The organism is Shewanella maritima (genome assembly GCF_004295345.1).
Taxonomy (GTDB): Bacteria; Pseudomonadota; Gammaproteobacteria; order Enterobacterales; family Shewanellaceae; genus Shewanella; species Shewanella maritima.
On sequence record NZ_CP036200.1, the window covers coordinates 2369044 to 2383302 of the forward strand.

Annotated in this window: 14 protein-coding genes; 11 read left to right on the forward strand and 3 right to left on the reverse strand. The window is 45.5% G+C overall.

Annotation, left to right across the window (positions count from 1 at the left end; translation table 11 throughout):
• Positions 1 to 530 precede the first annotated feature (530 nt).
• The 6 genes from EXU30_RS10075 to EXU30_RS10100 all read left to right on the forward strand — a co-directional run bounded on the left by EXU30_RS10075 (position 531) and on the right by EXU30_RS10100 (position 6092).
• A complete protein-coding gene (locus EXU30_RS10075; protein WP_130599691.1) occupies positions 531 to 2540 on the forward strand; it encodes a heme lyase CcmF/NrfE family subunit in 2010 nt (669 codons plus the stop codon).
• Positions 2530 to 3066 carry a cytochrome c-type biogenesis protein gene (locus tag EXU30_RS10080; protein WP_242620188.1) on the forward strand — a complete coding sequence of 179 codons (537 nt, stop codon included), beginning with the start codon at positions 2530 to 2532 and terminating at the stop codon, positions 3064 to 3066. Before EXU30_RS10075 ends, EXU30_RS10080 begins: the two co-directional genes overlap by 11 nt.
• The gene (locus EXU30_RS10085) at positions 3059 to 3694 is read left to right on the forward strand and encodes a TlpA family protein disulfide reductase (protein WP_130599693.1); all 636 of its coding nucleotides are present in this window, start codon (positions 3059 to 3061) and stop codon (positions 3692 to 3694) included. The genes EXU30_RS10080 and EXU30_RS10085 overlap by 8 nt, the downstream gene beginning before the upstream one ends.
• A gap of 163 nt (positions 3695 to 3857) precedes the next feature.
• Positions 3858 to 4109, forward strand: coding sequence for a hypothetical protein (locus tag EXU30_RS10090; protein WP_130599695.1), 252 nt, complete (start codon positions 3858 to 3860; stop codon positions 4107 to 4109).
• A 421-nt stretch (positions 4110 to 4530) separates the two neighbouring features.
• Positions 4531 to 4896 carry a hypothetical protein gene (locus EXU30_RS10095; RefSeq protein WP_130603405.1) on the forward strand — a complete coding sequence of 122 codons (366 nt, stop codon included), beginning with the start codon at positions 4531 to 4533 and terminating at the stop codon, positions 4894 to 4896.
• Between the two features lie 206 nt (positions 4897 to 5102).
• A complete protein-coding gene (locus EXU30_RS10100; protein ID WP_130599697.1) occupies positions 5103 to 6092 on the forward strand; it encodes a hypothetical protein in 990 nt (329 codons plus the stop codon).
• A 196-nt stretch (positions 6093 to 6288) separates the two neighbouring features.
• Here the strand turns inward: EXU30_RS10100 and EXU30_RS10105 are convergent, their stop codons facing one another.
• Together EXU30_RS10105 and EXU30_RS10110 are read right to left on the reverse strand one after the other, a co-directional pair.
• Complete coding sequence (locus EXU30_RS10105) at positions 6289 to 6663, reverse strand: hypothetical protein (protein ID WP_130599699.1); 375 nt, start codon at positions 6661 to 6663, stop codon at positions 6289 to 6291.
• Between the two features lie 146 nt (positions 6664 to 6809).
• Complete coding sequence (locus EXU30_RS10110) at positions 6810 to 7727, reverse strand: LysR family transcriptional regulator (RefSeq protein ID WP_130599701.1); 918 nt, start codon at positions 7725 to 7727, stop codon at positions 6810 to 6812.
• A gap of 159 nt (positions 7728 to 7886) precedes the next feature.
• On the opposite strand from EXU30_RS10110, the gene EXU30_RS10115 reads away from it, so the two are divergent.
• Together EXU30_RS10115 and EXU30_RS10120 are read left to right on the forward strand one after the other, a co-directional pair.
• The gene (locus EXU30_RS10115) at positions 7887 to 8693 is read left to right on the forward strand and encodes a class II aldolase/adducin family protein (RefSeq protein WP_242620405.1); all 807 of its coding nucleotides are present in this window, start codon (positions 7887 to 7889) and stop codon (positions 8691 to 8693) included.
• 291 nt (positions 8694 to 8984) lie between these two features.
• A complete protein-coding gene (locus EXU30_RS10120; protein ID WP_130599703.1) occupies positions 8985 to 9893 on the forward strand; it encodes a bile acid:sodium symporter family protein in 909 nt (302 codons plus the stop codon).
• Between the two features lie 35 nt (positions 9894 to 9928).
• Here the strand turns inward: EXU30_RS10120 and EXU30_RS10125 are convergent, their stop codons facing one another.
• Positions 9929 to 10849, reverse strand: coding sequence for a LysR family transcriptional regulator (locus EXU30_RS10125; protein WP_130599705.1), 921 nt, complete (start codon positions 10847 to 10849; stop codon positions 9929 to 9931).
• A gap of 133 nt (positions 10850 to 10982) precedes the next feature.
• Here EXU30_RS10125 and EXU30_RS10130 point away from each other — a divergent pair, with 133 nt between their 5' ends.
• Genes EXU30_RS10130 through EXU30_RS10140 form a run of 3 tightly spaced genes read left to right on the forward strand, consistent with a single transcriptional unit; the run spans position 10983 to position 14229 of the window.
• Positions 10983 to 12203 (forward strand): acyl-CoA dehydrogenase family protein, encoded by a 1221-nt coding sequence (locus EXU30_RS10130; protein ID WP_130599707.1) that lies wholly within the window; start codon positions 10983 to 10985, stop codon positions 12201 to 12203.
• An 11-nt stretch (positions 12204 to 12214) separates the two neighbouring features.
• Positions 12215 to 13162, forward strand: a complete 948-nt coding sequence (locus EXU30_RS10135) for an SDR family oxidoreductase (RefSeq protein ID WP_242620189.1) — start codon at positions 12215 to 12217, stop codon at positions 13160 to 13162.
• Positions 13159 to 14229, forward strand: a complete 1071-nt coding sequence (locus tag EXU30_RS10140) for a phosphotransferase family protein (RefSeq protein WP_130599709.1) — start codon at positions 13159 to 13161, stop codon at positions 14227 to 14229. Before EXU30_RS10135 ends, EXU30_RS10140 begins: the two co-directional genes overlap by 4 nt.
• The last annotated feature ends 30 nt before the right edge of the window (positions 14230 to 14259 follow it).

The window sequence follows — 14259 nt, forward strand, 5'->3', positions numbered from 1 at the left end:
ATTCTTCATAAAAAAACCAACAAAAACTTGAGCTAGCGCACAAGGATTTTTCGCTTATATCTAAAGAGATATAAACAAATAAATATCAAACAAAATCATACATATACAAAACCAAACTCAACTACTCTTTAGTAATAAAGTTGCTGTTTTTAGATCTAAAAACAGCTAAAACGGTGCTTTTAATTTTCAAAAGTTGTCTAGCAAAAATTAACTTGGAGCGGCTCACAGAATCTCAGAATTAAGTGCTTTAAGGTGGCACGAGAGCAAAGCAGTGACAGCTTAGTAAGGGACTTTTGAATGGTATTAACCAGGTTTCCCCGGCTTATTTAACGTAAGAATGAATAAGTGAGTTGAACATTGTTTAGCGATTTACCCGCTGTAATTTTTCGCCTTAGTGCACGGTTGAGTTACTCCTTAGTCGTTACTCAATAGTAAAAGCGCATGCATGTGCAGACTGTATATAAAGAGTACGGTTTAACAAGGTTCACTTATGCGGGTCGTCTAGAGTATTAACCAAGAGTGAGCTACCCATGATTGCTGAAATAGGTCTATTGCTACTGATCATTGCCCTGGTGATTTCAGCATCACTGAGTTTATTACCGCTATTTAGCCATTTCGCAGCAAAAAGGCGAGCACCTAACAAGGCAATACTTGGTCAATGTGAGCCAAAGCTAAATCCGTACATTGCACTGCTTACTCATTTAAATACACTGGCGCTATGCGGCGCATTTGCCATTTTGGTGTATGTATTAGTCGTGAGTGACTTCTCGGTTGCCTACGTGGCCAACCACTCAAACACCCAACTGCCAATGATCTTCAAAGTCGCTGCAGCCTGGGGCGGGCATGAAGGGTCAATGCTACTGTGGATTGTTGCCACTGCTGTATTGGCGAGCATTTTTGTGGTGAAAAACCGCAATAAGCCTCAATTTTGCAGCCACTTTAGCGCTGCGATAGCACTTATCTTATTGGGCTTTTTAGCCTTCTTACTGTTTACCTCAAATCCATTTGAGCGCCTGCTGCCCAATATTCCAGTTGAAGGACGCGACCTAAACCCAATATTGCAAGACATCGGCCTAGTATTTCACCCACCACTGCTGTTCATGGGCTATGTGGGATTAACCATTTGTTTTGCCGCTACCATTGCCTGCTTACTCGATACAGGTAAGCAGTTACACAACAACATGTTGTCGCTACGCCCATGGGCGCTGTTTGCCTGGATTACACTAACCGGCGGCAACGCCTTTGGCTCATGGTGGGCTTATAACGAGCTAGGCTGGGGCGGCTGGTGGTTCTGGGATCCGGTTGAGAATGCTTCATTCATTCCCTGGTTAGTTGCTACCGCTTACGTGCACAGCTTATGGTTAACGCAAACCCAGCGCCGCTTTTACGCCAGCACCGCCTTTATTGGCTTGCTTGGTTTTAGCCTATGTTTGCTCGGCACCTTTTTGGTTCGCTCAGGCGTGGTGCAATCGGTACATGCCTTTGCGTCAGACCCAAGCCGCGGCATCTCTATTCTTACCCTGCTATTTGTAAGTTGTTGTGGTGGCTATACCCTATTTGTCGCTAAATACTCTATGCTCGCAAATCAAGGAGTTAATAACCGCAACGCTCAAACCAACACCGCGGCAATGAGTGTTTTTCTTGGCATTTTGTTATTGGTGATTGCAGCGCTGTCGGTGCTGCTCGGTACCTGCTATCCACTCATCTTTGATGTGCTTTTTGGACGTACTATTTCTGTGGGTGCGCCTTACTTTAATAGCTTATTCATCCCTATGGTGGCGCTAATTAGTATCGTAATGGGGCTTGCTCCTTGCCTGCGCTTTAAACAACAAGCGAGTTTTAAACCTATCATGCTTGCAGCTGCAGCGATAAGTTTTGGTGCCAGCCTAGCTGTGACTCTTCCCTTAGCATTAGGTTTTCAGGCTGCGCTGGGTGTGTTTGCAGCTTGCTTCCTTGCTATAACCCTTGGCTATTGTGCCTATCAGGCGATTAAAACCTCACAAATCAATTCACGCTTTATTGGTATGTTTATCGCCCACCTTGGTTTAGTGGTATCTATTATTGGTGCAACGGTCGTTAGCAACTTTGAGCAAGAAGAACTGCTGCGAATGGGCCCTGGGCAAGGCAAAGAGCTGGCCGGTTACACCTTTATTTACCGCTCAACAGAGCAAGTGTCGCACCCTAGCTATGAGGCAATTCAAGCCAACATTGAAGTACAAGACAGCCTGGAAAACACGATTAGCTTTATCACACCACAAAGGCGCACCTTTAACACCAATGCCATGCAGCTATCGGCGGCGGGTGTTTACCGCCAATGGTATGGCGACTTATACGTGTCTATGGGACAAGCACTTAGCGATAGCGAATACCTTATCCGCATCAACTATAAACCGTTAGTCAGCTGGATTTGGTTAGGCGCAATATTAATGATGTTTGGCGGCGTGGTGAGCATGCTAAACAAGGCCTTAGTCACTCGTCGCCAATACTCAGTAACAAAGACAAGTAAAACGGTTAAGCAGGAGGCAACTCATGCTATGTAGATTAAAAACTATGTTGCTGTGCTTGCTGCTAGGCAGTGCTAGCCTAGTCGCGCTAAATGCCAATGCCCAAATCAATAGCACCGAAATCAGTAGCACCAAAGTCAACAGTGCTCCAATCAATAACGCGGCAATGCAGGCGCCCAAACATTACACTCAAGAGCAGATAAAGACGCTCGGGTTTGAAATCGCCAAAGAGCTGCGCTGTCCAGCTTCCATTAACCAAAACTTATTGGACTCTCAAGCGCCGATAGCCAACGAGTTAAAAGCTGAAATTTTCTTGCAGCTGGAACAAGGCAAGTCAAAACAAGCGATCATCGAATTTATGGTGGCTCGCTTTGGCGAGCAGATTCACTACATGCCAACGCTAAATGCCAGCACTAGCGCCTTGTTTATTATCCCTATCTTTATGGTGCTGTTAGCTATTGTCTGGCTAGTGGCTCAGCAAATGCGTCAATCTCGCTGTGCTAACAAGCTTCAAGGCTCGCCACAGCAACGCCTGATGACTGAGGAAAAAACTCATGAATAAACTCACCACTTTGCTAGCTAGCGTGTTACTCACAGCGACTTGCACTGTTAGCTTTGCCAGCCAAGCATCTTTGCCGTCAGAAAAGGTCTATGACACAGGCGAAAATATCCCTAAACCAATGATTATGTCGCGCTTCATTGAAATGACCAAAGCACGTAAGGTCAATGAAATACCACTTACAAGTCTTGATGGTGAAACCGTAAAGCTCAGTGACTATCGCGGTAAGTTAGTGGTGATGAACCTATGGGCGACCTGGTGCGCCCCTTGTATTAAAGAAATCCCGATGATGGAAAAGATCCGTCAGGACAATATTAATAACGACCTTGTAGTGATGCCGGTGTCAATTGATGAGGAATATGACAAGGTTGCGGCATTCCTTACCCGCCACAAGCTTGATGGTTATCCAACCCTCATCGACCCACAAGCCCAAATTGAAAACATGGTGCCACTTAACGTGGTACCAGCAACATACGTATTTGACGGCGAAGGCAACTTAGTTGGCTTTTTACGTGGCTATCTCGACTGGGGCGACAAAGAGGTTCAGCCTTATCTTGAACAGCTCACTGCCAAGTACGCCAATCCCACCACTTTTAGCAATGCTCAATCTCGAGGGGCCAGCGCCGAGTAACATTGGCTACCCTTTATTGCTCCCGCCCAAATAAGGCAACACTCATTTGGGCGGTTTTTTCTTTTTGGCCCTCAGCAAGCCTTCACGACTGAATGCTCCACAACTTGATTAACGTCCGCACCCACAATACCCTTATCGACACCACGCATATTGCTGATTATTTATGGCTAAACCCAACAAAAAACTGCCTACTCGCACTGTCGATATTTATTGTGCCAACTGCAAAACCCAACTGTACAAATACCATAAAGGCGGTAAAGGCTCGCTAGTGAAATGCTTTAAAGAACGGATTGCAGTTGATTACACCAAAGCAACCGGGATATGCCCGCAGTGCGAGCAAACCTTCGCCCGCGACACCTTAGTACGTGGCACGCCCGCGCTAAAAATGATTGGCGGTAAGGTATATATGAAGTAAGCCGAGTTTTTATTTCTAATTTACTCTAAAACCCTGTGCTAATAGGGTAAAGCTAGCATTTTCACGCTTCACAAATTGCTATTTTAGCTAGGGCCTGTTGATCTTTGCTGATTAGAATTTGTTCGAATTAAAAGCACTTTAATCGCGACGCGAGCGATGACGTCTAGTCACCTACACAAACTCGCTCGCAACAAAGAGTAAAGTGCTTTTAAACGAACCTTTCAGGCAACGCTTGTTGTCATTTCTACAGTGTTAACGACTTACTCATGTGGAATAACCACACATCAAAGTCGTTGCCTTGTATAAATTTCCAACAAGCAGCTGCAAAAATAATCTTGAAAGATCAACAGGCCCTAGCATAGATGCAGCAAAATCCGCTGCGACAATCTCAGCACTTTGGGTGAAACGTAGGGTGAAAAAGATGAAAAAACAAATTATTGCAGGCTTAGTGGCAGGACTTATTGTTAGTGGTCTAGGTATCGCAGCTAGCGTACAAGCACAGCCAATGACACAAACGCTTGATACTGAAACTGCCATAGGTGTTGGCGGCTTAATGATTTGCGACGTGTTTTACAATGAAAATGAAATGCCAATTCAAGGCGCCATTGTCAAAAAGGCCGTGTTAGACCATCAAAAAGCCGGCATTGAAGACCACATCATGACCCAGGAAACCAGCAACAAGTTAGAGCAATATTTTGCCGACTTTAGAGCATCTAGCGAAGAGCAAAAAATGCACCTTTGCAATCAGGCAATTGAGTTTGCGCGTAACAGCACTTTTGTAAAGTAAGCGGCTAAAAGCAAGCGATAAGAACAAGCGCCAATAGACCGGTTGGTTTTTGCCGATTCTGCATCGGCAGTTCATACAACCAGCATATTCCTGATCTAAAGTTTAATTAAGCAATGTTAGCAATAAGAGTTAGCTAGTGTTTTTTTAATGGTGATGATATTTTTAGTAATTAAAAACAATTAATTAGCTTAATTAAAGGGACTTAAATGCTAAATAAAATATTATACTACTACGCAAAAATTCAGAATAAACTCTTTTACGAATCTGTTGACGAAGCGTTAGATTTTAGTCGTTTTGATGAGTTTATTGGTTATTTACAGCGCAGGCAGTGGTCTTCTTTCGAAGACGGATATAGGGAGCTCGCTTGTGATGAGCGGCATTTGTTAATGACAGCAATACCTCAACAGTTAAATAACCCTGACTTGTTTGCAGATTGGCGATATGGCAGTCAGTCGTACTTAGCCTTACAATTTAGTGGCGCAGTTGAACTCCACAATGCATGGCGCGCACGAGGTTATACTTGGATCGAATATGTTCCAGAGGACAAAATAAAGGCTTCATCTCAAGGTTTTGAAGATGCTTTTGATTATTTTTCGGAAGCAATTACTCAAGGTGCTGAAGATGCAGAACTTTATGTTGGTATTATTCAAACATTTGCTGGTGGTAGCCCAAGTGAACAAGTCATTATTGATGCGTTTAATAAGGTATTGGAACTACAGGAACGACATTTACCAGCAGCGATTTATACGCTTTCAGCATTGAGTGAGCGCTGGCATGGAAGCGAAAGAAGCATGTTTCATTTTGCTTATGCTCTGGCAGACAAAGACCCATTTTATAACTCCATTGTTCTTTGTGCCCATATTGACAAATGGTCCTACGACACGCTTAACGAAATCCCTATGGCTGCTTACTACTTTTTGGGTGACGACATTCGCCAAGAGGCCCCAGTCCTTGAAAAAGAAGATTTGTGTATTCAGGAGGGTTCTAAATATTTCGGCTTACAGGCAAGCAATGTATATGCGTTTGTAGGGTATAAAACTAAAATACGGCTGCTTGCAAATAAACACCTGTTAAAAATAAAGCACCTTTTTACCCGTTTCCCCTGGGAAGAAGAGGGAAGCGCTAAAGATATTGTGAATAAAGCTCGAAGGGAAATGCGGCTTGGTGCGTTGAAAAAGCAAAGAACTAAAAAGTAGGTTTATCAACGCCGGACAAGCTATAAGCTAAACCTAGTGACAAGCCAAAGCAAAACTGGCCTATAGTAATAATCAGGCTGCGACCCGATTTAACTCCAGATAAAAAAAATCCGCTGCAGTTGAAAGATGGGATCAAAAGCAGCGGAGGACGGAGACCCTCATGCTATGTAGTCAAACTTAACTCAAGCTTAGGGTTTTACATGTAAGTTGCACTATGAACCGAGTAACTGAATTTTTGTGATGTAGGTCCCGGAATGGTGCAGCGCGTGGTCAGTTTATGGGTTTTGCCTGCAGCGATTCTCCAGTTTCCGGGCAGCACTTTTACTTTTTGTTGCCCCTTATATAGGTAGGTAACCTTTAGCTTGATATCTATCTTCTTCGATGAGTGTTTATTCTTCACATAAGGTGTTTTACCACCGTTACCACAACTAGGTGACATAGAGCCAACTTCGACATATTGCTCAGCCGTTTTGGCAGTCATATTCGTGGACGTAGCATTTTGCGCGTGGGCATAGTTTGCCTGAGCAAAGCCAAATACAGCTATGGCAACGAGAGTAGTAATCGCTTTCATGACCTTTCCTTTGTCTAATTATTTGAATAAGAGCTATAGAATTTAATTTCTTTTCAGATACTTGATTACAACCGCCTACGTCGCCCAATTATGTGCATGGCTAATTATTAACCTAAACAAAGATATCCGACACTACAAGTAACTCGTTAATCTAGTCTGCCAAATAGCTGCTCGGCCATTTGCTCAAATTGTTCCCTGAGCCAGTTATTTATTGGGTCATGCTCTGCTTGTTCATGCCAGTACATGTGTACAGGCAATGGCGGCACCTCAAAAGGTAATGGCGATACCACCACAGGCAGCTTTTGCTGCAATAGCTTGGCATACGAGTTGGGCATGGTCAGCAGCATATCACCCTGACAAGCCACCGATGCCGCTGCAAAATAATGCTCGCAGCGCAGCACCACATTACGAGTAATGCCGTGTTTGGCCAGCGCCATATCTACCACATCTACTTTAGAGCCTTTAAGCGATACGATACCGTGGGGATATTGCTGATAGTTGGCCAAATTAAGTTGGGCCAATATTGGATGATCGGGCCTACAAACCAATGAAAAGTGCTCATTACAAATAAGCTGGCTTTTAATGCCACGCCCGGTTGGTGTAAGCACATCAATCACAATATCCAGTTGCTGCTCACTCAACTGCTTATCAATATCCACTAAGGTAATTTGCCGACTATCAATACTTAAATTGGGTGCTTGCTGTTGCACTCGCTGCATTAACGGCGGGAAGAAAATCGACTCGAGAATATCGCGCAGCCCCAAACGCAATAAGCGCGGCTGATTAAGCACATTCGCTCGATTGGGCGAGCCCAAAGTCCCCCGCAAACTCGCCATTGCCGCTTCAACACTGGGCATGATTTGCTGACACAGTTCAGTTGCCACCATCTTACGTCCATAGCGCACAAACAGTGGATCTTGATAAGTATCGCGCAGCCGTGCAAGAGCATGACTCACCGCTGGCTGGGTGAGGTGTAATTGCTGAGCAGCAAGCGTGATTGAGCCATGCTGGTAAATCGCCTGCAGCACCACAAATAAATTTAAGTCGACCTTACTATGAATCAAATTAATCCCTAAGCATAAAAATCCATCATTTGAATTTATGCTAATGGGCGATAGCCTAAAATTAAAGCAATTTTTAGAGGCTAAATGATGACATCCCCACTCTCAGCGACAAAACAGCTAGCAACAGATCAACAAGCAAAAAGCGCTCAAGCACAAAAAATGGAGCAACAAATACAGCAATCAACGCGAGGCGACAGCCAGTTTAAAGTGCCTAGGCCACCACAGTTTGATGATCCACAAGCAGAGCAAACCTATATTAAACAGCGCCTAGCGGCTGCTTTTAGGGTCTTTGCCATGCATGGTTTTGATGAAGGTTTAGCCGGGCATATTACCGTGCGTGACAACATCGCACCTGACACCTTTTGGGTGAATCCATTGGCGGTTCATTTCAAACACATCAAAGCATCAGATTTAGTGCGAGTGGATCATCAAGGCAATATTGTTGAGGGTAAATACCCTATCAACAACGCCGCCTTTGCTATTCACTCACGTATTCATCATGCACGCCCAGACGTAAACGCAGTCGCCCACGCTCACACCACCTATGGAAGAGCTTTTTCAGCGTTAGCACAGCCTATTTTGCCTATCTCGCAAGACGCGTGTTTGTTCTATGAAAACCATGCCCTGCTAGGCACCTTCACAGGTGTGGTGGCAGAGTTAACCGAGGGTGATTTAATCGCTAATGCGCTAGCGGATAATTGCGCTGTGATATTACAAAACCACGGCCTACTTACCGTCGGCAGCAGTGTTGATGCAGCCTGCGCTAACTTTTGTATGTTAGAGAGTTGCTGTCATAGCCAATTACTCGCCCAAAGTGCGGTTCGGTCTGCTGAGCAACTCGCACAAATAGATCATCAAACCGCATTAAAAACCCGTCAGGTAAACGGCTCAGAAATCGTCACCTGGGGTAACTTCCAACCGCTTTATCAAAAAGTATTGGCAGAAGATGCAAGCTTTTTAGATTAAAAGCCGTTAGCTTTACATTAGCGCTTGCTTACACAATAAATGCTTAAGGCTAACTGGCAGCTACGAAAGCATACGGTTGCGGTGACATTTAAAGCCTTTGAAAACATGGATGTTTTCGTAGAGCCCACAGGATGTGCTTGCAGCGAGCTTTAAATGTCATTGCATCGCTTGCTAACTATTTAAGTTACCAAGCCTGCAACAAGCTGTAATTCAACGTCACAGCCTAATTCAATGATCTCAACCTAATTAATTGGTTTAGGCCTGACAACAAAAAGCGAGATAAGGATAATCATGACAGCTTCGTGGATAACTCAGGGCTTATTACCCGCTGCCATCGCTATGATCATGTTTGGCATGGGCTTGGGGTTAACCCTGGCAGACTTTAGCCGCGTCTTGCGCTGGCCTAAAGCGGTGGCGTTAGGGTTAAGCGGGCAAATGTTATTGCTACCTGCACTCGCTTTTAGTTTGTGTTTACTGCTGGAATTATCTGCGGAAATGGCGGTGGGGCTGATGATCCTATCAGCCTGCCCCGGCGGCACTATGTCGAATGTGATCAGTCAGCTTGCCCGCGCTAACCTCGCGCTTTCAATAACCCTAACCAGCTTTAGTACCCTGATCTGTTTAATCACAACGCCACTACTGATCAGCTGGAGTAGCAAGTACTTTTTAGGTCAGGCGCAGCCGCAATTCTCACTTGTTGATGTCACCTTAGGGCTTTGCGCAATTACTCTGCTGCCCATTGCCCTTGGCATGTTGGTAAATCACTATTTTCCAAATGTCAGTCGCAAAGGAGAGCCACTCTTTAGGCGTTTTTCGGCGTTATTTATGGGGTTAATGATAATTGCAGTGTTGTGGCAAGAAAGACAAATTTTGGCACAGTCATTTAAAGACATGTTCCTCGCGTGTTTGTTGCTAAACCTTGGTAGCGTAGCGCTTGGATTGCTGCTTGGTCGAATATTCAAATTATCACGCACTGATGGCGTCACCCTAGCTATTGAGGTGGGCATTCAAAACGCGACGCTAGCTATGTTGATTGCCATGACATTTTTAAACCAACCACAACTTGCAATTGCAGCAGGTGTTTACGGGTTGACCATGTATGTGGGTGCGATGGTGATCGCGCTTTGGGCTAAATGGCCGCTAGGTGACAGTAAACCGGAGAATCAACAGGCTAGCACTACACAGAGCAAAGCTAGCTAACACCTCACATCTAGCTAGCTCTTCATGTATAGAGGCTAGTCGAGTAGTTGCTGCACCATCTGTTTTAGCCAATCGATAGCTGGGTCGGCATCGCTGTCTTGATGCCAGTAATAATGAGTATTTAAACTCGGCACCTCAAAAGGCAGCGGCAACACCATTAAGCTGTCATCAAATTCTGCTGACGCCATAAACTGCTTGGCAATTATTGACGGTATGGTCAGTAAATAGTCTGTGCCTTTAAGCACGTTTTTGGCGGTGTTGAAGCTTTGACAGCGCACCTTAATTTGTCGATTAATACCTTGCTGCAACAAGCTAACATCTTCTATCACTATGCCGTCACTGCGGTTAGACACCACAATATGCGGCGAGTCGATGTAAAACTGTTTCGATAAACTGTGCTGGGCAAATTGTTGTTTATCGGCAAGTACCACAAAGTGATCACTAGAAAGGCTAGCGTGCATAATCGGCGACTGAATCGGTCTGGCTATATCAATCACCATATCAACCTGACGATTAGCCAGTTGGCGCGGCATATTACTGCGGTCTAGCTTGATACTTTTCAAGAAAGCATTGGGCGCTTGATTGCGAAATATCGCCACCAGCTTAGGCAATACAATAGGCTCTAATGCCTCGTGAATGGCCAGAGTAAAAGTTTGCTGACTTTGGCTTAACTCAAACTCACCACAGCTTTGCAGCACCTTACGCAGCTTAGACAACAGCTCAATGACCTGCGGTGCAATTTGCTGACATGCAGGCGTTGGCTCCATCGCCTGCCCTTTACGCACAAACAGCTCATCCCCCAAAGCTTGCCTTAAGCGCTTTATGGCATGGCTCACCGCGGACGGGCTAATAAACAAGGTCTTAGCCACGCTAGTCATGTTGCGCTCCATATACAGGGCTTCGAATACTTTCAGCAGATTAAAGTCCAGCTGTTGTAGCTGTTTTTCATTAAGCATAAAGCGCCTCAGACATTAGTTGACCACCACAGCTATGAACAGTATTCATCATATGCTAACAATATATTTCACTTAATTCATTCAAACACCTGTATTAATCTAAATTTATTGGTAATTAAGTGAGACACAGAATATGGACTTTCAACCGAGCGAAAAAAGTCAGGCGTACTTAGCCAAACTGAAGGCATTTATGGCTGAGCATGTGTTGCCACAAGAGCAAGCCATTGTGGCTGAGAACCGTCGCCTCAACGAGCATGTTGATTGGCGAGAGTGGCAAGTTCCTTCGGCCATTGACGAACTAAAAGCCAAAGCTAAGGCTACAGGCCTTTGGAATCTGTTTTTGCCTGATGCTGAGCTCGCCGAAGGTTTATCTTGTCTTGAATATGCACCATTAGCAGAAGAAACCGGCAAGGTGTTATTTGCCCCAGAGATCTTTAACTGTAACGCCCCAGACACCGGCAATATGGAAGTGCTGTATCACTTTGGTAATGAACAACAAAAGCAGCAATGGTTATCTCCACTGCTCAATGGCGACATCCGCTCTGTTTTCGCCATGACAGAGCCGGATGTAGCTTCTAGCGATGCCACCAATATGCAAGCACGGATCGATGTTGACGGTGACGAGCTAGTGCTCAATGGCACTAAATGGTGGACTACAGGTCTAGGTCACCCAAAAGCTAAGGTCGCCATTTTCATGGGGTTATCGAATCCAGAAAACGACAAACATAACCAGCATTCTATGGTGTTAGTGCCGCTCGACACTCCCGGAGTGAACATCAAGCGCATGTTAACCGCCAGTCAGGATTACGACGCACCTTATGGTCACGGTGAAGTTGAATTTAGCAATGTGCGCGTACCCAAAACCAACTTGCTTGTCGGTTTAGGTAAAGGCTTTGCCATTGCCCAGGGCCGCCTGGGGCCAGGGCGTATTCACCATTGTATGCGCGCAATTGGCGCAGCAGAGCGTTGCCTTGAGTTAATGATAAAACGCGGCATGTCACGTGTAGCCTTTGGCAAGCCAATCATCAAACTTGGCGGCAATATGGAGCGTATCGCGCAAGCGCGGATGGCGATTGACCAAGCAAGATTACTCACCCTTAACGCCGCATGGAAAATAGATAATGTTGGCGTAAAGCAGGCGATGACCGAGATCTCTGCGATTAAAGTGGTGGTGCCAAACATGCTGCAAATGGTCAGTGATATGGCAATTCAAATGCACGGCGGCGCGGGTGTATCGGGTGATTTCCCAGTCTCTATGTTTAGCGCCATGGCGCGCATGTTACGCCTAGCCGACGGCCCAGATGAAGTGCATATGGCCATGGTGTCGCGCCTTGAGTTGAAAAAATATAGCTAAGGATACGGCCCATGAACAACGACACCATGAGCAACAACAGTGCGACCAACAAGCCATACACCATAGTTATCACAGGCGCTGCTAGTGGTCTTGGCAAGGCATTAGCCATCACCTGGGCCAAGCATTATCAGCAGCAAAACAAACCGATTGCAATTTGTGTTGCCGACATTGATAGCCAAAGCGGAGCTGAGGTTGTCACCGAGTTAAGCTCACTCGGCGCGCAGGCCTGCTACCTTGATTGCAATATTACCGATGCGCAGCAAGTCGCTCAGCTGCGTGAGCAGGTTATCGATAAGTACGGCCGCATTGACTGCATCATCAATAACGCTGGGGTTGCCACTGGCGGCTCACTGAAAAGCGAGCCTATTGAGCAATGGCAATGGGTGTTTGATATCAACCTATATGGCATGGTGCGCGTGTGTCAGGCATTTGTTGATGACTTTCGTGCCCAGCGCGGCGGACAAATTATCAATATTGCTTCACAAGCTGGGTTAACGCCTATTCCGCTGATGGCAAGCTATAACGCGGTAAAAGCGGCGGTGATTTCGTTTTCTGAAACCTTAAAGTTAGAGCTTGCTGACGACAATATTGCCGTTAGCGTGGTCTGCCCAAGCTTTTTCAAAACGAACTTAGATAAATCGCTTCGCTCAAGCGAGCCGTTAATGCACCGCACTGTTGCACGCCTGTTTGAAAAAGCCGATATGACCGCGGAGCAAATCGCCGAGAGCATCTTTATTCAAGCTAAGCAAAAGCGCTTTTTAATCCTCACCCACAAGCTTGGCAAACGCACTTATTTGATGAAAAAATGGCTACCAATGGAGAGCTATTTAAAGCGCGCGATAAAAGGCACCGCCAAAATGGTCGCCAAGTCAAAACAAGCAGTTAAGTCTGAGCAAGCGGCTAGCATGAAACAAGTGGACGGAGAAACCCAAGGCTCAACCCAAGGAGATCAAGCATGAGCAATCAGGTGCTAGATAAAGCCAAAGCCGTAAGACAAGGTGAAGAGCTTAATATCAATGCTGTTGATGGCTGGCTAAAGGCACAAGAAATTGATGTTCAAGGCACGCCTGAGGTTACTCAGTATGCTGGCGGCGCATCTAACTGGACCTACTGTTTAACCTACAGCAATGTTGAGCTGATTTTACGCCGCGCCCCCAAAGGCACTAAAGCCAAGGGCGCCCACGATATGGGTCGCGAGTTTAGACTGCAACAGGCGCTGCAAGATGTGTATCGCTATGTGCCTAAAATGATAGCCTTTTGCGACGATGATGCCGTGATTGGTACCGACTTTTATGTAATGCAAAAGCTCACTGGCGTGATACCACGCAAGAACCTGCCGCGCGGACTCAATTCCACTCCAGAGCAAACCGCTAACTTGTGCACCAATGTCATTGATTGCTTGGTAGAGCTGCATCAGGTGGATATAGACAAAGCGGGGCTGAGTAATCTCGCGAAAGGTCAGGGTTATATCGAGAGACAAATTAGTGGTTGGAGCGAGCGTTATACCAAGGCGAAAACCTGGAATGTACCTTCAGCAAAATACGTAATGAATTGGCTTCAAAACAACATGCCAACCACAGAGCGTATTTGCTTAACTCACAATGACTTTCGCTTTGATAATGTGGTACTCAACCCTGAGGATCATACTCAAGTTATTGGCGTGCTCGACTGGGAGCTGGCAACACTTGGCGACCCACTAATGGATTTAGGCAATAGTTTGGCCTACTGGATTGAGGCAGACGATGACTTTTTAGCTCAAAGCACCAGACGCCAACCAACACACCTAAAAGGCATGCTAACCAGGCAACAGGTAATTGATTATTACCTTAAAAAGACCGGCATTGAATGTGACGACTTCACCTTTTACGAGGTGTATGGCCTGTTTAGACTAGCTGGTATTGTGCAGCAAATTTATTACCGCTATCACCACAAACAAACGAATAACCCAGCATTCAAAAACTTCTGGGTATTTGTGCACTATCTATTGTGGCGCTGCAAAAAATCCATCAAGGCGCAAAACAAGTAGAGTCGCGTGTTAGGCAAAAATTAACAGTCA